The following is a 24,082-nucleotide window of genomic DNA, read 5'->3' as shown; positions in this document are numbered from 1 at the left end:
TGATAATTGAACTATGAAACTCTGGGACAAAGGTTTTAGTACCGATAAAAAAATAGACCATTTTACCGTAGGAAATGACCGAGAACTGGATTTGGTCTTGGCGAAATATGACGTTATTGCCTCCACCGCTCACGCCAAAATGCTGGCCCAAGTGGGGTTGATTTCCAAAGAAGAATCCGAAGACTTGGTCAAGGCTTTGGGAAGCATTGGCAATGATATTGACAAAGGCAAATTTACCATTGAGGATGATTTTGAGGATATGCACTCCAAAATTGAATTTCTCCTCACTGAAAAATTGGGCGATACTGGCAAGAAAATCCATTCGGCCCGTTCCCGAAACGATCAGGTTTTGGTGGCCATGCAACTCTACCTAAAAGATGAATTGACAGAAATCACTACGCAAGTAAAATCTTTATTTGATTTATTGCTGGATTTGGCCGAAAAACACAAAAATGTGTTGCTGCCCGGCTATACTCACTTACAGATTGCCATGCCCTCCTCATTCGGGCTTTGGTTTTCTGCCTATGCTGAAAGTTTGGTGGATGACTTGTACTTTGTACAGGCAGCGCATAAAGTGGCCGACCAAAATCCATTGGGAAGTGCGGCTGGTTATGGCAGCTCCTTCCCCATCGACCGAAGTTTTACTACCACTGAAATGGGTTTTAATACTCTCAAATACAATGTGGTGGCCGCCCAAATGGGTCGTGGCAAAGTGGAAAAAGCAGCCGCATTCGGAATTTCCAGCGTTGCTGCTACGCTATCTAAAATGGCCATGGACATTTGCCTGTACATGAGCCAAAATTTTGATTTTATTTCCTTTCCCAACGAACTGACTACAGGGAGCAGCATCATGCCCCACAAGAAGAATCCAGATGTTTTTGAACTCATCCGGGCCAAGTGCAATAAAATCCAGTCGGTGCCCAATCAGCTGACCCTAATTATGAACAACCTACCCAGCGGCTATCACCGGGATTTGCAATTGGTGAAAGAGGTTATCGTTCCTGCGCTACAGGACATGCAGGCGTGTTTGGAGTTGATGACCTTTAGTTTAAAGGAAGTTAAAGTGAACCCAACTATTCTGGAAGACTCCAAATACGATTACCTCTTTAGTGTGGACACCTTGAACGAATTGGTAAAAAGCGGGATGCCATTCAGGGATGCCTACAAAACCATGGGCAAGGCCATAGAAAATGGCAATTTTAAACCGAAACGAGACATTGAACACACCCACGAGGGCAGTTTGGGGAATTTATGTTTGGAGGAAATCAAACAGAAGATGGAAAAAGCTTTGGGTTCGTAAAAGTTAGGCTTTCTTTTTTAGGATAGTTGTCAATTCATATTGAGTGCCTGTCAATTTAGGCTGGACTTTGAGCTTGAAAAATCCTAACTTCACGCCTGCCTGCCGGTAGGCAGGTACCTGTGCTGAACTTGTTTCAGTATCGTTGGATATAAATCACTTAGTACTGAGCGCAGCCGAAGTATTTAAAAAAGAATGATATCTTATAACGTTACCACACATTAAAAATTCAATGAAAAGATTAAAACTAAAAAAGAGACATCTAATTTTATTATTTATAAGCTGCTTTAGTATTTCATGTGGTGTCTACGATTTATCCAGATGGCATCAATCAGAAACAAATACTTATCCAGTTTCTGAAGGGTATCAGGATTTGGAATATGTGAAAAGTATAACGAAATCTAAAGAGTATATAAAAACCATTCCAAGTAAATTAAATGTTCCGTCTTTTTCTGTAGCAGTAGGCATCAATGGAAAGCTGATATGGTCTGAAGCTGTTGGCTATTCAGATTTAGAAAAAAAAACGCCGGCTACCACTGAAACTCTCTATAGAATTGGCAGCACTTCTAAGGCGGTTACCTCTACATTGGTAGCAAGACTATATGAAGAAAATAAGTTTGACCTTGACAAAAATTTAAATGGGTTTATTTCTAACTACCCAACAAAAAAATGGGATTTTAATGCCAGACACTTGTTAAGTCATACCGCAGGTTTTCCTGATTATAAAGATTTAAAACTGGGTGGATTATACAGAACAATATGTAATTGCAAATCTTTTAAAAATGTGACAGAAGCATTAAAGGTATTTAATAAGGTTGAACTGCTATATGAACCAGGAACGAAATACAGTTATAATTCTTTTGACATAGTGTTGGTAAGTGCATACATAGAAAAAATAACAGGTGAAAATTTTTTAGATGTATTAAATAATCAAATCTTGTCACCACTCACTATGAAAAATACTCAGGGTGATCATGTTGAGGATAAAAGCCAGCCTAATACAGTCTTTTACGAGAGTAAAAGTCGTAATAGATTTAGAGAATGGAAAACATTTAGTTTCCTTTTTAAAGACATTGATTTAAGCTATAAGTGGGCTGGTGGCGGACTCCTTTCTACTCCTACTGATTTGGTTAAAATGGGAAATGCAATTTTGACTGATTCCACATTTATTTCTGATGAAACCAAAGCCATATTTTTTGAACAACAAAAATTATCTAATGGAGAGCTTAATACAGACAATTACGCTTTAGGTTGGAGAACTGATAAAGAATATGACGACAAGAAGTTTAATAACAAAATTTGGATTGTACATCATGGAGGAGTTAGTAAAGGCTCTATGAACTTTCTTTTACTACTTCCTGAATATGATTTCGTCATAGATGCTTCAATAAATTCAAGAACTGAAAATTTTGGATATTTATGGGGAGAAGTGATGCAGATAGCTAGCTTTTTTATAAATGAGTATGAAAATGAGGAAGAACAAAAGTAGTTATTTTGAATTAATATAAACGTGTGGTAACAATGTATAAAAATAATAGCGGTTTAATAGCTAAAACGAAAGTGACATATATAAATTAAATGACAATAACAAACCGAAAAGTAGGTGCGTAAAAATTCGCTACTATTCTTATACTAGACCGATACGTGCCATTTTAAAATCCCTCCTTTTTTCAAATCATTTGGTTGCATTAAAAACGCAAAAGGCTCTGAATTTTTAAAAACTGATTTTTCTTTTTAGCCAGTAATCAACTCATATGGCGCATCTGTCAATTTGGGCTACTTTTTATAGGTTAAAAATGGTAGCTTCACTCTTGACCTGCATATGGAGTAAAATTTTCAACAAAACTTGAAAACACAAAAAATCGTAATCGTATTTGGGGTCATACTACTGATAGTCTTAGTAGGTTTCTTAGTTTATCTTTTTGCGCTTTCTTCTGCCTACACGCTCAACAAGCCTGATAAAAGACCTTTTTTTATAACAACTAAACCAATCGTTGTCAAAGGAATTTTGGTGCCAAAAGGGACTAAAATCATTTATAAAAAACAATACTTCTGGGAAAAACAGGAACAAAAAAAACCACTCCAAGAAAAAAATATTATACAGATCGCTTTTGCGGAGGGAGCCACAATACTCTGGGGAGGGGTGCCCATTACTTCCATTGTAAAGTTTTATAATTCAGAAATGAACGGTTTTACGGTGTATGCTGATTTCAGTTCACTGCATAAAGAAACCCGATTCTCTACCCTTTGGCAAAATTGTAATGATGGTTTGGGAATAACTGTTGAGGATAACGATGATTGGTCATTCAACACAAAAAACATTTTGGATGTTGAATCATGCGGTGTGAATTACCGAAGGTATTATAAGGACGATGAAAACCAACAAAAACACCTTGATGATTTGTACCATGCCTTGATGATCATCGAAGATTAAAACTAACTTTTTTAATCTTTTTAGTTCCCAATAAAAAATCCCTAAAGCTTATGCCCAAAATTGTATATTGAAACATCAACTAAGTAATCTCTTTATGCAACAGCGAATTGTAACCTTCCTTCTGGCTTTTATTTTGGTTTGTTTTCTTGGAAACGCCCAAGATCAATATCCCAAAAATGAAAACGTAGATGTGCAACACTATGTGTTTGGACTTTCCTTAAACGATGCTTCAAACGAAATTCAGGGTGAAACCCAAGTAACAATTTCCTATAAAGAAAAAGCAACCCCATTTGCCTTGGATTTGGTTTCAAAATCAGGGGAATTCGGCATGGAAGTTACGGAGGTTTTGGAGGACAGCCTTCAAGCGGACTACACCTACATCGAGAACAAAATCAATATTGTTCCAAAAACAGATGCCAAAACGCAAACGTTTAGCATAAAATATCACGGTATCCCCGAAAGAGGCCTTGTCATTTCTACGACCAAATTTGGAAATCGCTCGTTCTTTGGTGACAACTGGCCCAACTTGGCACGGCATTGGCTTGCGTCGGTAGACCATCCGCATGATAAGGCGAGTGTGGAATTTCAAATTACCGCTCCTGACCATTACGATGTGGTGGCCACAGGTGAAAAAATCGAGGAGAGCAACCTTGAAAACGGCTATAAACTCACCATTTACAATGAACCTGCTCCCGTGGCCACCAAGGTCATGACCATTGGTGTAACAGAGTTTGCCAGTCGGATAGTGGGCGAGGTACAGGGCATTCCCGTTTCGGCTTGGGTGTATCCACAAAATCGCTTGGAGGGTTTTCACGATTACACCGTGGCAGGGAAAGTGCTGGACTACTTCATCAATGCCATTGGTCCCTACTCCTATGCCAAACTAGCCAATATGCAGGCCAAAACGCAGTGGGGCGGATTGGAAAATGCAGGCACCATTGCCTATTTTGAAAATTCAGTCACCGGAAATAACACCGTTGAACCCTTGATTGCCCATGAAATTGCACACCAATGGTTTGGCAATTCGGCCACAGAAAAAAGTTGGAACCACGTGTGGCTCAGTGAAGGTTTTGCCACATATTTCAGCATCCTGTATTTGGAAAATGTGTATGGTGATGACCGCAGAAAAGAAGAATTGGCCACGGATCGCAGGGAAATTATTGCCTATTACAAAACCAACCCTTCCCCAATTGTGGACCTCACCATTACCGACCCTATGCGGGTACTCAGCACCAATACCTACCAAAAAGGGGGCTGGGTATTAAATATGCTTCGACATAAGCTGGGTGACGCTACCTTCTGGAAAGGGATTCGGCAATACTATGCCACCTATCGCAACAGTAATGTCCTAACCGATGACTTTCAGCAGGTGATGGAAGCTGTTTCGGGTGAAAGGCTGGAGGACTTTTTTCAGCAATGGTTGTTTACCGAAGGCCATCCACAACTCAATTGGAATTGGGAATACGAAAAGGGAAAAGTCGTTCTACATCTGGAACAAATGCAATCCCATTATGTGTTCCAGTTTCCGTTGGAAATTGGGTTAGTAAAAGATGGAAAAACGGTTATTGAAACGATTCAAGTGGATGGGCGATCCAAAAACTTTGAAATACAATCAAAATTCCGTCCAGACAGCATCGTACTGGACCCGAACCAATGGACATTGTTTGAGACTGTCAGTGGCCCGAAAAAATGACATTGTTGATTGTGACATACTGACATCCAGTCTGTTAATTTTTATTGAAGGATATCATCTGTATTCTTAAAAATTTTTAAAGTCAAGCCTGTCACGTTCTCCATCAAATGGTTTGGCATTTTTTTTGTCTATACACTATTGAACATTTGAATTATTGTCTAACTAAAATTTAGCAGTTATGAGTAATTTAGTTGCAACAAAAAATGGAAGTGTGGCAAAATCAAATTCAAATAGCCTAACCTTCCCCATGTGGTCTTCCTGGATTGATGAATTGTTCAACAGGGAGCTCCCATCAGTTTTTACATCAAATTTTAATTCGGGCCTTACCCTTCCCAAAGTCAATATTAGGGAGACCAAGGACTCCTATTACGTTGATATGGCGGTTCCTGGGTTAAAAAAATCAGATTTTACTGTAGACTTGGACAATCAAGTACTTTCAATTTCTGCGGAAACCCATGAAAATGATCTTAATAATGAGGATAACCATATCCGAAGAGAGTTTGGGTATGCCTCATTTAAACGCTCTTTCTCGTTACCAGAGACCGTAAACGAGGACAAGATCAAGGCAGAATATAGAGACGGTATTTTGAGCATTAATCTGCCCAAAAAAGAAGAGGCTATCCAAAAGCCTGCCCGCAGCATTAAAATAGCGTAATTACGGTAATTCTGGAGAGGCCTCGTTCAGGCCTCTCCCATTATTTGTTTAACCTTAAAATGTATTCCAATGAAAAAGTTGATACTTATTTCCTTGCTTTCATTGGCGTGCTTTGGTTGCAAGGGCCAAGAAAGAAAGACCGATGAAGCCAAGGAAAACACAAATCTTGCAGAACAGCCCAAAGGCAACTGGAAAGTGAACCGGGAATTTGATGAAAATGGAAACCTCATCCAATACGACTCCATCTATTCATGGTCTTCTTCAGACTATGTTGACGATTTGGCCCAAATGGACCGTGATAGTTTGTTTACGTCCTTTAGATCCAGATTTTCAAGAAGTTTTTCCCAATTTGATAATGATGGTTTTCCCAATTTCTTTGCAGAAGATTCCCTTTTTAGCAAACATTTCTTTAAAGATGATTTTTTTGAAAGTCCGATAGGACGGGACTTTATGGATTTAGACAAAATCCATAAAAAAATGGAAGAGATGCAAAGGCAGTTCTTGGAACATTACGCTCCAAAACCAAAAGAAGAAGAAAACGAGCAGATTTAATTAGAATTGTAATTTCTAGAATGGCATTCCCCTCACTTAAAGTGCAGGGGATTTGTTTTGGAGAAAATCCCGCCATAAAGCTAATGGCGCTTTTACTTTATCATCTTCAAATTGATCACCTCATGTTCAGTGAGGTGGCGCCAATGACCACGGGGAAGGTCTTTTGGTCAATTCAAATAACATATCCGTCAATTCAGTAGTGCATTCTAAATTCATTTTCAACATATTTACTCTTTTCCCTAAAAGTCTTTTAGAAAATTACTCTCAGGAAAACCACTTATATAAATTTATATATCGACATGAAAAGATTCCTTATTATTTTAATCACACCATGTTATTTTTCTTACTCCCAGACTAACCATGAGAATCTAGAAAAGCAACTTGAAGAAATGAATGAGTGTTTTCTTCAAAAAGACATGAAATGTTATGTGAGTTATTTACACCCTTTTATAGTTGAAGTAATGGGAGGAAAAGAAACTGCAGTGAAGACTTTTACTAATAAAATAGCAAGCCATGAAGAAAATGGCAAAACATTTATCAGTTTAGAGCACAAAGAACATTCCGAAATTATTGAATACAACGGGGAATTACAATGCAGCCTAACCCAGGTTTCATTAATAGAGCTTGAAAATAAAGGCAAAATGATTAGAGACTACAATGGAAAAATTTTATATGAATACACCATCATAGCAGTTACCGCAGACAATGGCGAAAACTGGAAGTTCATTGAGACAACAGGGAAAGAAGATATGATTTCACATGTCCCAAATATTAGCCCAAAACTACCTGTAAAAAAGACAACCAGAATCCGGCTGGATTGATGGCTTTTTATCTATGATAGAAAAGCCTATTTAATCATCTTCAAATTAATCACCTCCTGCTCGGTAAGGTGGCGCCAATGGCCTCGGGGCAAGTCTTTTTTGGTCAATCCGGCAAAGATGACGCGGTCAAGTTTGCTCACTTCGTAGCCCAAATGTTCAAAAATGCGGCGTACGATTCGGTTGCGGCCACTGTGAATTTCCACACCCACTTCACGCTTGGGTGCTCCTTGGATAAAACTGATGCTGTCCACTTCAATGGGGCCATCTTCGAGTTCCAGACCGGCCTCAATTTTATGCAGGTCGGCCAAGCTTAAACTTTTGTCCAAATGCACGTGGTAAATCTTGCGAACCCCATGTTTGGGATGCGTCAATTTTTTGGTCAAATCTCCATCATTGGTAAAGAGCAAAAGACCGGTAGTGTTTCGGTCCAAACGACCTACGGGCAACAAGCGGGCTTTGGTGGCACTGGAAATCAGTTCCATAACCGTGCGTCTTCCCTTCTCATCACTAGTGGTGGTGATAAAGTTCTTAGGTTTGTTGAGGAGGATGTATTCTTTTTTCTCGGGATTAAGGCGTTTTCCATCAAAACGGACGTCATCGGAACGTTTTACCTTAAAGCCCATTTCGGTAATCACCTTTCCATTGACCGAGACATTCCCTGCAGCAATGTAGGTGTCCGCTTCCCTTCGGGAGCAAATGCCCGCATTGGCGATATAACGGTTCAACCGAATCTCATCCGGATTCGATTTTTTTACCGGGGCATTTCGTTTGTCTTGGGGTTTGTAATTTTTGGAATAGGGCTTTCGCTGATTGCCTCCATCCCCTTTGGTGTTGCGGGAAGGTTTCCGGTTGCGGTTATTGTCTGATTTCGCCATCAGTCATAAAATTTTGGCGAAGGTATATATTATTTTCAGGCCAAATACGATGATCTCACGTTTAATTTTGATAATCTGCAAGGTCGAGAAAGGCCATCAAAGACTCTGAAAACCAAAACCATCAATTGGTGGAACCAATCCATCAATTTTGTAAAGGTTATTTTAAATAGATTTTAGAACTTCACGTAGTGCACATTAACAGACTATTCACCAAACTCCTATTTTTCTATGACCATTTCTGAATTTATATCCCAACTGTTCCTACCCTTGTCCCTCGCCATTATTATGTTAGGTATGGGAATGAGCCTGGTACCGGCCGATTTCTCCAGAATCTTAAAATCTCCAAAAGCCATACTGATCGGATTGACTAATCAACTTGTTCTGTTGCCCATTGTGGGTTTTCTACTAGCCACATCTTTTGATTTGAGCCCTACAATGGCCGTTGGGTTGATGATTTTGGCCTCCTGTCCCGGAGGTCCTACCAGCAACTTGATTACCCAGGTCTCCAAGGGCAACATTGCCTTGTCCGTTACATTGACTGCTTTTTCCAGCACGGTAACGGTCTTTACCATACCATTTATTCTATCGTATGTGTTGGCCTATTTTGGTACAGGTGCCGATGTTACCATTGAGCTTCCCATTGTGGATACCATCATTCAAATTATGGTGATCACTGTCATTCCCATTGTAGTGGGGATGATCATCCGAAGGTTTAGAACCGCATTTGCCCTACGTATGGAAAAACCCATGCGTATCGCTTCCACTGTACTTTTTATTTTAGTTTTTATCGCCGTGATCGTGTCAAATATTGAGATCATTGGTAGAGGAATACGAGAAGTTGGGTTGGTAACCTTATTACTGAACGTTTTAACCATGGGATTGGGCTATGTTGCCTATAAACTGTTCAAGTTGGACTTTAAAAGTGCCATCTCCATAACGGTGGAGAGTGGCATACAGAACGGAACATTGGCTTTTGTCATTGCTACCACCATATTGAAGAATGTTGAAATGGCCATTCCCACAGGAGCCTATGCCATATGGATGTTCATAACAGGTGGGATCTTGATGTGGCGACTTGGGAAAAGACCAGATTAACCCTTATAACGCAATAATTATGAAACTACCGGACAATCTTAAAAACGGTTTCATCGTTTGGTTAACGAGCTACACTTTTATAAGGGTATGAGGTTTACATTCATTAAAAAGCGAAAATTCTGGTGGCGATCAATTGCAATTGCGATTCTTTTCCCAATTGTGCTGCTGGGCAGTTTGTTGCTATATATTCATACTGCTCAGGATGATATTATCCAGAGTGAGATAGATGTGCTCAATCAACAGCACGAGGGTCTGATCACCATAGATAAGTCCAAATTATCCCTCTTTGGCAATTTCCCCCACATTTCCATAAAGCTGTATGACCTACGCATTTATGAAACCAAAGCGGATAATGCTCCCAAGATTTTGGATGTGGAAAATCTCTACATCGGATTCAATTTGTGGGATATGGTCAGTGGGAACTATGATATTCAGTCACTACTGATAAGGGAAGGCGAATTCAATATTGTCATTCACCCAGATGGGTCAAACAATCTTCAAAATGCGCTTAAAAACCAAGATGATTCCGAAGAAGAACCTATGACAGTGCACCTCAAAAAAATTAAATTGCAAAATCTGGATATCCATAAGGTTGACGAAGCTACCAATACCGATATTGAAACGTTCATTTATGAGGCGATTGGAGGCATTAGTCTTGGCAACGAATCCATCGCAGCCCATGTTGATACTGAATTCCAATTGAATGTGTTCCAAAATGGGGAACAAACCTATTTCCACCACAAACATTTTGAACTGCACACCGACCTTACTTTTGATGAACAAACAGGAATACTTCAAATAAAACCCTCTGGCATCACCATGGAACATGGTGATTTTGATCTTGAAGGGTCGCTGGACACCAAAAACAATATGGACATTGACCTAAAGGTCAAGGGAACTAAGCCTAATTTTGATATGTTCATTGCATTTGCACCGGAAGATTTGATCCCAGTTCTTGAACGTTACAAAAATGAAGGGAATATATACTTCAACGGTGTGGTCCAAGGACCTATGGCCGATGGCAAAATGCCCTTTATTGAAGCCTCTTTCGGCGCCAGCGAGGCCTTTTTGGAGAATACGGAGGAAAGAAAACGCATCAACGAAATGGGATTCAAAGGCTACTTTACCAACGGAGAGGCCCGGAACCTGAAAACCATGAAATTTTCTTTGACCAATATGAGTGCAAAATTGGAGTCGGGGAATTTTTCCGGAGCGTTGGTCGTAAACAATTTTGAAGCACCGGAAGTAGATATGCAACTGGATGCCGATTTCAATTTGGCCTTTATGACTAAATTCTTGAACATTGATGATATTGAAGACGTTTCCGGAAATGTATCCCTAAAGATGAACTTTCATGACATTATCGACCTAGACCAGCCAGAACAGGCCATCAGTGATTTAAACCAAGCCTATTTCAGCGAATTAAGGGTGTCCAATCTTAGTTTTTCAACATCAAAGCTTCCGGTGCCATTGGAACAGCTTAACATGCACCTCATCATGCAAGGCAAGCAGGCCACCCTTGATACTTTTAACCTAGTGATGGGCAATTCCAACCTTTCCATTACAGGCTATCTCTCTGACCTTCCGGCCATAGTGCATCATACAGAGGAACCCGTTGAAGTTCACTTAAATATATGGTCAGATGTTCTCGACATTGCTGAACTAACACGCTACTCGGAAACAGAAAAAAAAGGTGTTGATGAACGTGTGGAAAATTTGAGAACAGGATTTTCCTTCAAAGCATCTGCCAAGGACTTTACAGAGTCCGAATATTTACCAAAGGGCGAGTTTTTCGTGGACAGCCTGTATGCAAAACTTCAGCACTACCCGCATGAACTGCATGATTTTCATGCCGACTTCCTTATTGATGATGAAGATTTGAAAATCGTGGATTTTACGGGCCATATCGATGATTCTGACTTTCATTTGAACGGTATGGCACACAACTACAAATTTTGGACGCAAAAAACGCTTAACGGAGACGTAGACTTGGATATCACCTTGACTTCAGACTTGCTTCGTCTGGAAGATATCTTTTCCTATGGAGGTGAAAACTACGTTCCAGAACAGTACCGCCATGAAGAGTTCGAGAAACTTACGCTACATGTCAACTCCAGCATGCACTACATAGATTCATCCTTGCATTCCATTGATGTGGATTTGGATAGATTGGACACCAAAATGCACCTGCACCCCTTACGATTTCAAGACTTCAACGGTAGAATTCATTATGAAGATGAGCATCTAGTGGTTGAAAACCTGCATGGTAAAATCGGCAGAACTGTTTTTGATGTAAACTTGGACTATTATCTTGGAAAAGACCAAAGCATTAAAAAGAGAGACAATTATTTTGCCTTGAACGCTGATTATATTGACTACGACCAGCTTTTTAATTTCAATCCAAAAACCTCAACCACTGCTACAACCACTGAAGATGTAGAGGAACACGCAACGGCTTTCAACATCTACGAACTGCCCTTTACCGATATGCGGTTTGATGTTAATATTGGCCATTTCATTCGCAATCGCATCGACCTAAAAAATATAGATGCCAGTTTACGCACCACGCAAGATCATTATGTATATGTGGATACCCTGTCCATGGATGCTGCGGGTGGACATTTGAATATGTCGGGGTATTTTAATGGAAGTGATCCAAATCACATTTATTTGAGCCCCAATCTTTCCTTGGACAATGTTGATATAGACCAGATTTTGTTCAAGTTTGAAAACTTTGGACAGGACCACTTAATTTCTGAAAACCTGCATGGAAAAGTATCTTCAAAAATCAATGGAAAGATTAGAGTATATCCCGATTTGGTTCCCGATTTAGATCAATCTGAAGTGCATATGGATGTCCAAGTATTGAACGGAAGCTTGGTCAATTATGAACCCATGTCCATGCTATCCGATTATATGGGCGATAAAAACCTGAAAAACGTTCGGTTTGACACACTCCAAAACCGTTTGGACATTACCAAAGGGCGTATCACCATACCCGACATGACCATTGAATCCACACTGGGGCATATGGAAGTATCGGGTACCCATGATATGGAGCAAAACATTGAATACTACCTTAAAATTCCGTGGAAAACCGTAAAAAGAGCTGCAGTATACAAACTGTTCGGCAACAAAAAGGACAAAGACTCCATTCCTACGGATGACAAAATCATTGAAGTGGACCCAACCAAAAAAGTGCGTTACCTGAACTTAAAAATACACGGAAACATTGATGATTATGATATTTCGTTAGGGAAGGATAAATAACAAATTGGTAAGGACCTATAATTACAGTATCCGGTTCAATACTAAATCCACATCAATCAACAAAATACTGAAAACCCCGACTACAATAATCAACTTCAATATGTTGTGAAGCCATACGTAGTGTTTTTTGTCCTTGGACTTCCATAGGAGCACCAAAAACAAAATCAAAAGGGCAATGCAGGCGATAAAATAGAAGTACATATAACCCACATCAAAGGTTTTGATGAGCAACAGAGCAGGAACCAAGGTCAGTACAATCAACAGTGCAATGCTAAATTTTGACACTTTTGGACCGTAAATAATGGGTATGGTACGGTAGTTTTGGGCTAAATCGCCCGCCATGTTTTCCAAGTCTTTGATCATTTCCCGCGCCAAAATCAATAAAAACAAGAAAACGGCATGCACAAATATGACTGTTTCAAAATTTCCATAGTACACAAATACTACAAAAAATGGGGTTATGGCCAAGGTGGCCGACACCAAATTTCCAATAAAGGGTATCCGTTTGAGCTTGTGGGAATAAAACCAAATCCCAAAAATGTAGGCCGAAAAAAACAAAACTGCCCGAAACGAAATGTAACTGGCCGCCAAGACCGCCATAAAATTGAGAATAAAGTAAGTGGTCAATTTAAAACGTTGGCTCACCAACCGATCCAGCATGCTTTTGGTAGGCTTATTGATCAAATCCTTTTCAGCATCATAAAAATTATTGATGATGTACCCACTGGCAATCACGAGCGCCGAAGCAGTAACGATCAAAAAAAGATTAAGGTCAAAAACCACCTGCCGCAATGGAATATTTGGTGAAAGAATATAGATAGATGCCAAGTACTGTGCCAAGGTAATCACCAGAATATTGTATCCTCTGACCACAGAAAATAGACTCAATAGCTTAAAAAGCAAGAGTTTGTTTTTTCTACTAAGCATGGGATTGCTTTTAGAAGTTGTAGACCACCTCCAAATTGTAGCCTTTGAGTGCTTTTTTGGCCTTTTCCAAATCTTCGGTAAAGCCTAAAATATAGCCCCCCCCGCCAGAACCGCAGAGTTTCAGGTAATAATCATTGGTTTCGATGCCTTGCTGCCACAACTGGTGGAACTTCGCCGGAATCATGGGTTTAAAATGGTCTAAAACCACATGGGAAAGCTGTTTTAGATTTCCAAAAAGGGATTTCACATTACCATTTAAAAAGTCTTCCACACACGCATCGGTATGCTTCACAAATTGGTTCTTGATCATCTTTCGGAACCCTTCCTGCTTCATTTTTTCCATAAAAATCTGCACCATGGGAGCGGTTTCGCCAGTAATTCCACTATCCAACAAAAACACAGCACCTTTACCGTTGGTATTTTGGGTTGGGATACTGGTTGACTCAATATTGTCTTGGGAATTGATAAGGATAGGTAAACTTAGGTAACTGTTCAAAGGATCTAAACCAGAGGATTTTCCATGGAAAAAGGATTCCATTTTCCCGAAGATTTTCTTCAGTTTTAGAAGTTTGTCTCTGGTGAGATTTTCCAAAACGGTGATTTTATCCTTGGCATATTTGTCATAAATGGCGGCTACCAGGGCCCCACTGCTACCAATACCATACCCTTGTGGAATGGAACTGTCAAAATACATTCCGTTGGTAATGTCCTTTTCCAAAGACTCCATGTCAAAAGAGACCAACCCCTTTTCTTGCTTCTCAATGGTTTTTAGGTACTCCGCAAAAGCCTTTAGGCTATTGTTGGATTTTTGGGCCAACTCGGACAGGTTCTTTTCCTGTTTTAAGGCTCCCTTAAAAAAATTGTATGGAATGGAAAGACCTTTGGAATCTTTGATGATACCATACTCTCCAAACAGCAGAATCTTAGAATAAAATAATGGACCCTTCATAAACTTCTACCAAGATACAAACTATTTTGTTTAATTTTCAAAACAATCCGATAAACAAAACAATTTTCTCCCTGAATTTGTTGTTTCCTATTAGAACTCGGGACAAATAACGCAAAAAAACCGCTTTGCTGTTACTGATCAGCGATTATTTTAGCCCCTATCCCAATTCGGTCGCAAATATAGTGCCCTTTCTCGCAGTGCACAACTAATTCATCCTGAATAAATTGAATGGCCTTTTCCTTGACTGATTCTGGATATAGGACATGCACATTGGCCCCGGCATCCAACGTGAAACAAATGGGAACTTTGGTGTCTGTTCGGTACTTCCAAATTTTGTTGATGATTTCCAAGGTATCGGGTTTCATCAAAATAAAATAAGGCATACTGGTCATCATCATGGCATGGAGGGTTAGGGCTTCGCTTTCCACAATTTTGATGAACTCCTCTAAATCCCCGCCTGCAAAAATAGATTTGAATTTATCCAAATTACCAAAGGCTTGTTGAAAACGGTTTTGGGCATATGGGTGACCATGCATTAAATCATGACCCACGGTACTGCTTACTTGCTTTTGACCTTTATGCACCAACAATATGGTGTCGTGATAATTTTTGAACACCGGATTCACCTCAAACGGATACTTGATTCCGTATAGATTTGAACTGTTGGGAATTTGGGGGTGTTCTCCCCATTGGATTAAATCGCCTTCGATGCTCCTACAGGCACTTCCTGAGCCCAATCTTGCCAAAAAAGAAGCCTTTTTCTTAAAGAATTCCTCATTCATTCCCGGGTTCAATTGCTTTTCAACATCCAATAAACAAAGTGAAAGAGCAGCCATTCCACTGGCGGAGGATGCAATGCCACTGCTGTGCGGAAAAGAATTTGAGGTTTCAATGGTAAAATGATAGTCTTTCAAAAAAGGCACATAAAACTCAATCCGCTTAAAAAAAGTTTCAATCTTGGGTTTGAAGTCTTCCTTTGGCTTCCCCTCAAATAACAAATCAAAAGAAAAACCTTCCTTACCATCTTCCTTTTTTTGGTAGGCAACCGAAGTTGAAGTGGCACAGGCATCCAACGTAAAGCTAATGGATGGGTTTGCTGGGATTTGATTCGCCAACTTGCCCCAATATTTTACCAAAGCAATATTGCTGGGCGCTTTCCATGTTACTTTTCCACTATCTGAAAAATATTGGTATGGTTCTGCCTTAAAATCTTTTTCGGTCATGGAAAAGCTATTTGGGCAAATATACACTTGCAACCCAGTTCTTGGAAAACGGATTGAAATAAATTCTTATTTTAGACGCAGTTGCACCTACCATGAAGAAAAGCATCATTTACATTGCTATAAGCATTGCCGTTTGCCTATTGATAGGATTTTTGGCAGGAATTGCTACGCAAAGTTCCGTAAACGATTGGTACGCAACGCTGAACAAACCAGAATTCACCCCTCCCAATGCAATTTTTGCTCCTGTCTGGACGGTTCTTTACATACTTATGGGTGTGGCAGCTGGAATGGTATGGTCTAAAGGGTACCACCATATTTGGGTGAAAACGGCTTTGTACCACTTCTTTTTTCAGCTTTTGGTGAATGCGTTGTGGAGTATTGTTTTTTTTGGTTTGAAAAATCCCTTTGCGGCCCTTTTTGTCATTCTAGCACTACTGACCTTAATCATACTTACCATTAAATGGTTCAATGTAGTGAGCAAGCCTGCAGCTATTTTAATGATTCCTTATTTACTTTGGGTGGGCTTTGCTGCAGTCCTTAACTATAGAGTTTGGGAGCTGAATTCCTAATAAAGTTCAGGTTCAAGAATCAAGTTCAAGTTCAATAATATTGGTAATTGGCTAATCTATTGGGTCAACTCCAGTAACTTTTGCATGGTTTTGTGGTTCCGTGTAGTGGCCTCGACCTTTAACTTTTGTTCAATTAGGTTGTTGTTAAGTTTGGCATTACCGTATCCCTTTTTACACATCAAGTACACGCACTTTTCAGTACTATGAAAGTCTTCATTGGGGTAGTTTAATTCTTCGAACTGGGCCACCAAATCCTTCGCTGGGGCTTTTTTGAGCAGAACGTAATATAACTTATTCTCTTCCACTTTGTCAGCAAACGGATTGGCTTTCAATATTTCTTTTATGTCATTGCCACTGATAACAAGAGTGGGCACTTCAAAGCCAAAGTTCTTTAAAATTGCTTCCCGGACACTATTTTCCAAGCTCTTCAAATTTCCTTCTGAACTTTCAAAAATAACATTGCCGCTCTGTATATAGGTCTGCACATTTTCCAGTCCGGTTCGGGTCAATGTTTCCCGCAATTCCGCCATTTTAATTTTCTTTTGGCCACCTACGTTGATTCCCCGTAAAAGTGCTATAAATGTCTTCTTCATGTTGCCTTAAAATACTCGGATAAATTTTAGTAAATTCCAATGCATTAAATTAACTAAAAATGAATCAATACATCCTTGCATTAGATCAAGGCACCACAAGTTCCCGAGCTGTGGTCTTTGATCAAAAAGGAAGCATAATCTCCGTGGCACAGAAAGAATTCACCCAAATTTTCCCCAAACCAGGATGGGTAGAGCACGATCCCAGCGAGATTTGGGCTACCCAAGCAGGAATGGCCGCAGAAGCCGTCAGTAAAAAAGGCCTAAAAGGTGAACAAATGGCTGCCATAGGCATTACCAACCAAAGGGAGACCGTGGTGGTTTGGGACAGAAAAACAGGCGAACCCATCTACAATGCGATTGTATGGCAAGATAAACGTACTGCGGACTATTGTGATGAATTGAAAAAACAAGGAAAATCGCAGATGATTCGTGAAAAGACCGGATTGGTCATCGATTCCTATTTTTCAGGGACAAAGGTCAAATGGATTTTGGACAACGTAGAGGGAGCCCGGAAAAAAGCAGAGGCTGGAGATTTGGTCCTGGGCACCATAGATACGTGGCTTATTTGGAAAATGACGGAGGGCAAACTCCACATTACTGATGTGACCAATGCCTGTCGCACCATGCTGTTCAACATCAATACCATGGATTGGGACGATGAACTTTTGGATTTATTGACCATTCCCAAGAGCATGCTTCCCGAAGTAAAACAATCCAGCGAGGTCTACGGGCATACCAGTCCCAATTTTTTTGCATCCAAAATACCGATTGCCGGGATTGCAGGAGATCAACAAGCCGCTTTGTTCGGACAGATGTGCACCAAAAAGGGGATGGTGAAAAATACCTACGGCACGGGCTGTTTTATGCTCATGAATATTGGTGAAAAACCCATAGTTTCCCAAAATAAACTCTTGACCACCGTAGCATGGAAAATCAATGGAAAGACCCAATATGCTTTGGAGGGCAGTATTTTTATTGCTGGAGCTGTGGTGCAATGGCTGCGGGACAGTCTTGGCATCATCAAGAAATCATCTGATGTGGAAAAACTGGCCAGTTCTGTGGATAGTTCCGAAGGAGTTTATTTTGTGCCTGCCTTTGCCGGGTTGGGCGCTCCCCACTGGAACCAACATGCCCAAGGCACCCTGTTTGGGTTAACCCGTGGTAGTACTGATGCCCATATTGCGAGAGCTGCACTGGAATCCATTGCCTACCAGACCATGGATATTTTAAAGGCTATGGAAGCCGATTCTAGAATTGCCATCAAAGAACTTCGTGTAGATGGTGGGGCCACGGTGAATGATATGCTTATGCAGTTTCAGGCCGATGTGTTGAATACCGTAACGGTACGGCCAAAAATTGTGGAAACCACTGTAATGGGTGCTGCTTATTTGGCAGGATTAGCGGTAGGCTATTGGAAGGATACCGGTGAAATTCAGGATATTTGGCAAGCTGATGTGAATTTCAATCCTTCAAAAGACAGAGAAACCATTGAAAATGGTATCGAAGGGTGGTACAGGGCCATAAAAGCATTGGAATATTGGACAGAAAACCAGAATTAATATCAAGACCTTATAACCAAACCATTAACTTTTATCATCAAATTGTATGACTCCTTTTATTGCAGAGATTGTTGGCACCTTTTTGCTCATACTCTTGGGGTGCGGCGTAAATGCCAATGTATCCTTACAGAAAACCTACGGTTCCGGTTCTGGTTGGATCGTGATCACCACTGGATGGGCCTTTGCTGTATACACCGGTGTGGTGGTGGCCGGCCCCTATAGTGGAGCCCATATTAATCCGGCTGTGACCATTGGCTTGGCTGTCGCTGGTGAATTCCCAGTAAATGATATTGCTCCTTATATCATTGCTCAATTTATTGGAGCCATGTTGGGTGCCTTTTCCGTGTGGCTGATGAACAAAGACCATTTTGACGTCACCCTGGATGGCGATACCAAAAGAGCTGTTTTTTGTAATGCTCCAGCCATTCCCAATACGCCTTTAAATCTCCTCACAGAAATTTTGGGAACCTTTGTGCTCGTTTTTGCTGTGCTTTATTTTACCGATGCCACCATTTCTTCGGACAATACCATTATTGGTTTGGGGTCTTTGGGAGCGCTTCCCGTAGCCTTGATCGTTTGGGGCATTGGACTTTCTTTGGGAGGTACAACAGGATATGCCATTAATCCAGCAAGGGACTTGGGCCCTCGCATTGTGCATGCGCTGGTCCCAATAAAAGAAAAGGGAAGCAATGGGTGGGGTTATTCATGGATTCCCGTAGTTGGCCCTATTTTAGGGGGTGTGCTCGCAGCCGGAATGGCAATGCTGTTGGGTTGATTTAAGCTTGTGAAGCAATGGCCTTAGCGGCTAAAAAGGCACCAGTCCATGCATTTTGAAAGTTGAAGCCTCCGGTAATGGCATCCACATTGATGATTTCTCCGGCAAAATAAAGGTTGGGGTGCAATTTGCTCTCAAATGTCTTGAAGTTGATTTCCTTTAGGTCTACGCCACCTGCGGTGACAAATTCATCTTTATAGGTACTTTTACCTTCCACCCGAAAAGAACAGCGTGTAAGTTGTTTCGCCAGTTCACTCAATTTCTGTTTGGTGATGTCGGCCCATTTTTCATCTTTTTCAATGTCGGCCGCCTCCACTAATTTTGTCCACAAACGTCTGGGAAGTTGTACAGCTTGGGTGCGCATCACTGTTTTTTTGGCTTCCACTTCCTTCACTTTTTTGAGAAAACCTTCCATAGATCCTGTGGTATACTCTGGGGTCCAATTGATGTTCACCCGAAACACATAGTTGTACTCATGAAGTATGTTGGCCCCCCACGCAGAAAGTTTTAGGATTGCTGGGCCGCTAAATCCCCAATGCGTAATCAAAATAGGGCCTTCGGAAAGTAATACCGGTTGATCTTTGATCATACTTTTTAGCCCTAAGTCTTTTTTATCATTTGCAAAAATGCGCTTTTGCGGAACTTCCACAGAAACATCGGCACTTATGCCCTGAATTCCTTGTATGCGTTCATCTTTAACATTGAATGTGAACAGTGATGGGACTGGTGATACAATGGTATGCCCCATTGCATCCAATTGACTCCATATTTTGCCATTGCTACCAGTGGCGAGCAGTAGTTTTTTAGCTTGGTAATGCTTGTTCATGGTAGTAACCTGCCACCCATCATCCTGTATTTGAAACTGTTTTACGGAGCTGTTCTTCAAAACTTTTATGCCCAATTTCTTGGCTTCGCCCTCAAAACAATCGATAATGCTTTGGGAAGAATCACTTTGGGGGAAAACGCGACCATCTTCCTCAATTTTGAGCGGAACGCCACGTTTTTCAAAAAAAGCCATGACATCCATAGGGGCGTGCGCATGGAACGGCCCCAAAAGTTCCTTTTCGCCCCTTGGGTAATTGGTAATCAGTTCTCTGGGATCAAATTCTCCGTGGGTAACATTGCATCGTCCACCGCCTGACACCTTTACTTTGGAAAGTACGGTTTTACCGCGTTCAAAAATGGCCACTTTAAGTTGCGGCGCCTGTTCCCCAATATGAATCGCCGCATAGAATCCGGCCGCACCACCACCAACAATGATTACATCGAACATTAATGGGCCCGCTCAGGATAGTTTGTGATGATACCATCTACCCCAAAATCCTTCATTCTTTGGATATCCTCGGGTTTATTTACCGTCCAAGTGTACACTTTAAGGCCTTCATCCTGAATCTTAGCCGTGTTCTCAGCGGTCAAGGTTGTGTAATTTGGGTTAATGGCAACGGCATTGAGCTCTTTGGCCACTTCAATGGCCTGCAATGGGTCTTCTTCGGTAAGGACTGCGATCTTAATATCTGGATTGATTTTCCGCATTTCCCTTAATTCGTCCCAAATAAAACTGGAAATAATGATGTTATCAGCAGACCAACCTCTATTAGAAATATAGTAGTTTATAACTTGGTTGACCTTCTCTGCCGTTTTGTATCCCTTTAATTCAATGTTAAGCGCCACTTGGTTATTGATTAACTTTAAAACATCCTGAAGGATTGGGATTCTGTGCCCGCCTTCAACAACCAGTTGCCTCATGGCGAACATATTGTAATCCTCAATCATACCACTGCCATTGGTAAGTCTATCCACAGTTCTATCATGAAAAACTGCAATTTCACCACTATCAATTCGAAACACATCAATTTCGATCATATCCACTCCTAAGTCCATTGCCTTTTTTATGGACACCAATGTATTTTCAGTCTCATGACCCATGGCTCCTCTATGGCCAATGACCAAGGGTTTTGAATCTTTCATACCACAACTGTTTAAAATTAAAACGGCCAGTACAGCCAAGAATAACCTTTTTTCCATGTTGTTCGTGTTTGAGAACGCTAAAAATACAATTTGAAAACGAAACAATGAACCCTTTTCTTGAATTAGGATTTGATAGGTCAATCAAGTTTAAAAAATGATATTCATTATTTTATAAGGCATATTTTATGATATTGATAATTTTTATTTAATATATTTATCACATTAACAACCAATTAAATAAACCAATATGTTTTCAAAATCTAATTTGTTGGCCACCTTGGTCGGCGCAATTGTTATGTTTTTCTTGGGATACCTTATTTGGGGTATTGCCACCGTAGATTTTTTTGAACAGCACACCGTTGTCAATGTTATGAAAGAGGTTCCTAACATGAGCCTCATTGCATTGGCAAACTTGATTGCCGTGTTTGCATTGAGCACCCTTTATAGCAAATGGGCAAGAGGCCACCATTCAGCGGGGCAAGGATTTCAATTTGGGGTTTGGATCGGTATTTTTATAGGACTTGGCATGGGCTTGCTAAACTACGCAACCGCCAACTTTATGGATATGACCGGCCATATTGTAGAAGCCATAATTGATATTGTTTTCTTTGGTATTATTGGAGCCGTAATCTCGTTGGTCTATCAAAAAACAGCCACAAAGGAATAAAATCACTAACCACCTTGAACTTGGGCGGATTGCGTTGCAATCCGCTTTTTTATTGCTCCAAACTAAAAATATAGGATTGCAAAGGTTCCAACGCCAACTGTACTTCTCCCCTTCCCTCTTTCATCAAAAGTCTTTTGTGGACCTTTCCGTACAATTTATCCTGAAGTTGGTATGTATTTTGGTTCAATTGCCATTTGGCAATGATATCTTCGGGTATTTTTAGATTGATATCGTAACTGTTGTGGGCGTCAAAATTGGAGACAATCATCAGTTTTTCTTCAGAAGACCATCGCACAAAGGAAAACACCCTATGATCATATCCTTCAGTGTTGTCTTTGTTATAGTAATGGATTTCCTGATAGTCTCCCATTAAGGCATCACTTTCAATAGTGAAATTTAACAATCGCTGATAGAAATCCCGCAACTGCTTTTCCTCTTCTGAAAGCTGACCACCATCAAATTTTTTATCGTTCATCCAGCGTTGGTGGTGTGGTACGCCGATATAATCAAAAATGGAAGTCCGGGTCGGTTTCCCAAAGCCCGCATCCTCCGCACCGGGTTCCCCAACTTCCTGTCCGAAATAAATCATGGTGGGCGAAGTGCTTATCGTGGCTGAAACCACCATCGCCGGTTTAGCCAACTTTGCATCACCTACAAAATCTGGGCTGGCGATGCGCTGTTCATCATGATTTTCCAAAAAATGGAGCATATGATGCTCTATATCGGCCACTTTTTGCTGAACTACAGGAATATGGTCTGTCCAACCGTAGCCCTTCATAATATGTTTTATGCTATCGTAAAGGTCGACCTTATCATAGAGATAGTCCATTTTCCCCAGATGGATATATGCCCGGTACAAATCAGGATTATACACCTCGGCGAGCAAAAAAGCATCGGGATTTTTCATTTTGATATTGGAATTCAGGTAACTCCAAAATTCCACCGGAACCATTTCAGCCATATCAAACCGGAAACCATCCACACCAAAATCCAACCAATACATAGCAATGTCCTTGAACTTGTACCACGAATCGGGCAAGGTTTTGTCCTTCCAGAATTCATAATGGGCCTTGTAGTCCTTTGTCCAGAAATCCTCGGGCAGTTCGTCGAAATCCTTACTGCCATCTGGGCGAATACCATAGTTGACTTTTACGGTTTCATACCAATCGTTGAAATGGGGCTGGGCCAATCGCGAACCATTGCCCGTCCACTTGGCCGGAATTTCCTCAAATTTGGAATCAGCCAACGTATTTTCTTCACCTCCAAGGGGCAAATAACCATTTTCCCACTTGGGCACTTTAAAAGCTTCACCGGGAATATAGTAGAAGTTGTTATTGACATCGTATGCCTTACTGGTATCATCACTAGCCCCAAAATCTTCAACCCCCTGTGGATTTGTCCTTCCTTCATACTTTCGGGCCACATGGTTGGGTACAATATCTATTATGACCTTCAGCCCCACGTTGTGGGTTCGCTCAATAAGCGCTTTGAACTCCTCCAATCGTTTTGCAGGGTCGATAGCCAAATCTGGATTCACATTGTAATAATCCTTCACGGCATAAGGGGAACCGGCACGTCCCTTGACCACATCGGGGTCATCATTGGAAATTCCATACGGTGTATAATCGTTGATCAAGGCATGATGGGGGATTCCGGTATACCAAATGTGTGTTACCCCCAAGTCTTTGATTTCTTCCAGTGCCTTATCAGTAAAATCGGCAAACTTGCCCACACCATTTTCCTCGATTTTGCCCCAAGGTTTGTTGGTAGTATTGGTATTTCCAAAAAGTCGTGTAAAAACCTGATAGACTACCTCTTTTTTCTTCATTGGTGGCTCAATGGGCATTTGGTTGCTGCTCTCTTTGCTTGAATATAACACCCCCAATGCAATCAAAAAAGCAATTGGGCGATTAGTTTTCATGCTTTGACGGTTTCTTCCGGGATCAGTTTTACCTGTTTGCCATTTAGCTGAATGGTCAATGGTTCATTTCCAGTGATTTCAAAAGAATTTCCATCGGCAGAAATATGTGCCGTGATAATTTGGTTCCTAAAATTGATTTTAAAGGAATAGGATTTCCATTGGTCTGGAATCTTGGGTGCAAAGCACAACTGGTCATTCAATACCCGCATACCACCAAAACCTTCCACAATGCTCATCCA

22 protein-coding genes are annotated in these 24,082 nt (G+C 40.8%); 13 read left to right on the top strand and 9 right to left on the bottom strand.

Annotation, left to right across the window (positions count from 1 at the left end; all coding sequences use genetic code 11):
* The first annotated feature begins 13 nt into the window (after window positions 1-13).
* The 7 genes from argH (at window position 14) to AB1A65_RS07125 (ending at window position 7,452) form a co-directional block, all read left to right on the top strand.
* Complete coding sequence (gene argH, locus AB1A65_RS07155; RefSeq protein ID WP_366587245.1) at window positions 14-1,300, top strand: argininosuccinate lyase; 1,287 nt, start codon at window positions 14-16, stop codon at window positions 1,298-1,300.
* Between the two features lie 229 nt (window positions 1,301-1,529).
* Window positions 1,530-2,786 (top strand): serine hydrolase domain-containing protein, encoded by a 1,257-nt coding sequence (locus AB1A65_RS07150; RefSeq protein ID WP_366587243.1) that lies wholly within the window; start codon window positions 1,530-1,532, stop codon window positions 2,784-2,786.
* Window positions 2,787-3,143: 357 nt separating this feature from the next.
* A complete protein-coding gene (locus tag AB1A65_RS07145) occupies window positions 3,144-3,731 on the top strand; it encodes a hypothetical protein (protein ID WP_366587241.1) in 588 nt (195 codons plus the stop codon).
* Between the two features lie 67 nt (window positions 3,732-3,798).
* Window positions 3,799-5,424 carry a M1 family metallopeptidase gene (locus tag AB1A65_RS07140; RefSeq protein ID WP_366587239.1) on the top strand — a complete coding sequence of 542 codons (1,626 nt, stop codon included), beginning with the start codon at window positions 3,799-3,801 and terminating at the stop codon, window positions 5,422-5,424.
* A gap of 178 nt (window positions 5,425-5,602) precedes the next feature.
* A complete protein-coding gene (locus AB1A65_RS07135; RefSeq protein WP_366587237.1) occupies window positions 5,603-6,079 on the top strand; it encodes an Hsp20/alpha crystallin family protein in 477 nt (158 codons plus the stop codon).
* A 69-nt stretch (window positions 6,080-6,148) separates the two neighbouring features.
* Window positions 6,149-6,631, top strand: coding sequence for a hypothetical protein (locus AB1A65_RS07130; RefSeq protein WP_366587234.1), 483 nt, complete (start codon window positions 6,149-6,151; stop codon window positions 6,629-6,631).
* Window positions 6,632-6,930: 299 nt separating this feature from the next.
* Entirely contained in the window at window positions 6,931-7,452 is a 522-nt protein-coding gene (locus tag AB1A65_RS07125; RefSeq protein ID WP_366587232.1) for a hypothetical protein, read from the top strand.
* A 26-nt stretch (window positions 7,453-7,478) separates the two neighbouring features.
* On the opposite strand, the gene AB1A65_RS07120 is transcribed toward AB1A65_RS07125, so the two are convergent.
* On the bottom strand, window positions 7,479-8,327 hold the full coding sequence (locus AB1A65_RS07120) for a pseudouridine synthase (protein WP_366587229.1): 849 nt from the start codon (window positions 8,325-8,327) through the stop codon (window positions 7,479-7,481).
* Between the two features lie 228 nt (window positions 8,328-8,555).
* Here AB1A65_RS07120 and AB1A65_RS07115 point away from each other — a divergent pair, with 228 nt between their 5' ends.
* Window positions 8,556-9,422 (top strand): bile acid:sodium symporter family protein, encoded by an 867-nt coding sequence (locus tag AB1A65_RS07115; protein ID WP_366587225.1) that lies wholly within the window; start codon window positions 8,556-8,558, stop codon window positions 9,420-9,422.
* An 87-nt stretch (window positions 9,423-9,509) separates the two neighbouring features.
* Entirely contained in the window at window positions 9,510-12,692 is a 3,183-nt protein-coding gene (locus AB1A65_RS07110; protein ID WP_366587223.1) for an AsmA-like C-terminal region-containing protein, read from the top strand.
* Window positions 12,693-12,713: 21 nt separating this feature from the next.
* Here AB1A65_RS07110 and AB1A65_RS07105 read toward each other — a convergent pair whose 3' ends face one another.
* From AB1A65_RS07105 to AB1A65_RS07095, 3 genes are all read right to left on the bottom strand, one after another.
* Window positions 12,714-13,619 carry a geranylgeranylglycerol-phosphate geranylgeranyltransferase gene (locus tag AB1A65_RS07105; RefSeq protein ID WP_366587221.1) on the bottom strand — a complete coding sequence of 302 codons (906 nt, stop codon included), beginning with the start codon at window positions 13,617-13,619 and terminating at the stop codon, window positions 12,714-12,716.
* Between the two features lie 10 nt (window positions 13,620-13,629).
* Window positions 13,630-14,568, bottom strand: a complete 939-nt coding sequence (locus tag AB1A65_RS07100) for a mevalonate kinase (protein ID WP_366587220.1) — start codon at window positions 14,566-14,568, stop codon at window positions 13,630-13,632.
* A 131-nt stretch (window positions 14,569-14,699) separates the two neighbouring features.
* The gene (locus AB1A65_RS07095; RefSeq protein ID WP_366587218.1) at window positions 14,700-15,791 is read right to left on the bottom strand and encodes a diphosphomevalonate decarboxylase; all 1,092 of its coding nucleotides are present in this window, start codon (window positions 15,789-15,791) and stop codon (window positions 14,700-14,702) included.
* A gap of 92 nt (window positions 15,792-15,883) precedes the next feature.
* Between AB1A65_RS07095 and AB1A65_RS07090 the strand changes: the two genes are divergently transcribed.
* Window positions 15,884-16,360: a TspO/MBR family protein gene (locus tag AB1A65_RS07090; protein WP_366587216.1), complete on the top strand. Its 477-nt coding sequence runs from the start codon at window positions 15,884-15,886 to the stop codon at window positions 16,358-16,360.
* A gap of 56 nt (window positions 16,361-16,416) precedes the next feature.
* On the opposite strand, the gene AB1A65_RS07085 is transcribed toward AB1A65_RS07090, so the two are convergent.
* Window positions 16,417-16,953: a DUF1697 domain-containing protein gene (locus AB1A65_RS07085; protein ID WP_366587213.1), complete on the bottom strand. Its 537-nt coding sequence runs from the start codon at window positions 16,951-16,953 to the stop codon at window positions 16,417-16,419.
* 59 nt (window positions 16,954-17,012) lie between these two features.
* Here AB1A65_RS07085 and glpK point away from each other — a divergent pair, with 59 nt between their 5' ends.
* Window positions 17,013-18,512: a glycerol kinase GlpK gene (gene glpK, locus AB1A65_RS07080; RefSeq protein ID WP_366587211.1), complete on the top strand. Its 1,500-nt coding sequence runs from the start codon at window positions 17,013-17,015 to the stop codon at window positions 18,510-18,512.
* A gap of 46 nt (window positions 18,513-18,558) precedes the next feature.
* Entirely contained in the window at window positions 18,559-19,287 is a 729-nt protein-coding gene (locus AB1A65_RS07075; protein WP_366587208.1) for an MIP/aquaporin family protein, read from the top strand.
* A gap of 1 nt (window position 19,288) precedes the next feature.
* On the opposite strand, the gene AB1A65_RS07070 is transcribed toward AB1A65_RS07075, so the two are convergent.
* Window positions 19,289-20,560, bottom strand: coding sequence for an NAD(P)/FAD-dependent oxidoreductase (locus tag AB1A65_RS07070; RefSeq protein WP_366587206.1), 1,272 nt, complete (start codon window positions 20,558-20,560; stop codon window positions 19,289-19,291).
* Window positions 20,560-21,312 (bottom strand): glycerophosphodiester phosphodiesterase family protein, encoded by a 753-nt coding sequence (locus tag AB1A65_RS07065; RefSeq protein WP_366587204.1) that lies wholly within the window; start codon window positions 21,310-21,312, stop codon window positions 20,560-20,562. The genes AB1A65_RS07070 and AB1A65_RS07065 overlap by 1 nt, the downstream gene beginning before the upstream one ends.
* Before the next feature lie 190 nt (window positions 21,313-21,502).
* On the opposite strand from AB1A65_RS07065, the gene AB1A65_RS07060 reads away from it, so the two are divergent.
* Window positions 21,503-21,922 (top strand): hypothetical protein, encoded by a 420-nt coding sequence (locus AB1A65_RS07060; RefSeq protein WP_366587202.1) that lies wholly within the window; start codon window positions 21,503-21,505, stop codon window positions 21,920-21,922.
* A gap of 49 nt (window positions 21,923-21,971) precedes the next feature.
* Here AB1A65_RS07060 and AB1A65_RS07055 read toward each other — a convergent pair whose 3' ends face one another.
* Together AB1A65_RS07055 and AB1A65_RS07050 are read right to left on the bottom strand one after the other, a co-directional pair.
* Window positions 21,972-23,843: an alpha-amylase family protein gene (locus tag AB1A65_RS07055; RefSeq protein WP_366587200.1), complete on the bottom strand. Its 1,872-nt coding sequence runs from the start codon at window positions 23,841-23,843 to the stop codon at window positions 21,972-21,974.
* Window positions 23,840-24,082 (bottom strand): glycosyl hydrolase family 65 protein (locus AB1A65_RS07050; protein ID WP_366587198.1); only part of this gene is annotated, 243 nt, incomplete at its 5' end. The genes AB1A65_RS07050 and AB1A65_RS07055, both read right to left, overlap by 4 nt.

It is taken from the genome of Allomuricauda sp. ANG21, from assembly GCF_040705235.1.
Classification (GTDB): domain Bacteria; phylum Bacteroidota; class Bacteroidia; order Flavobacteriales; family Flavobacteriaceae; genus Flagellimonas; species Flagellimonas marina.
The sequence above is the reverse complement of the archived record's forward strand: the minus strand, read 5'-3'. Positions and strand labels throughout refer to the sequence as shown.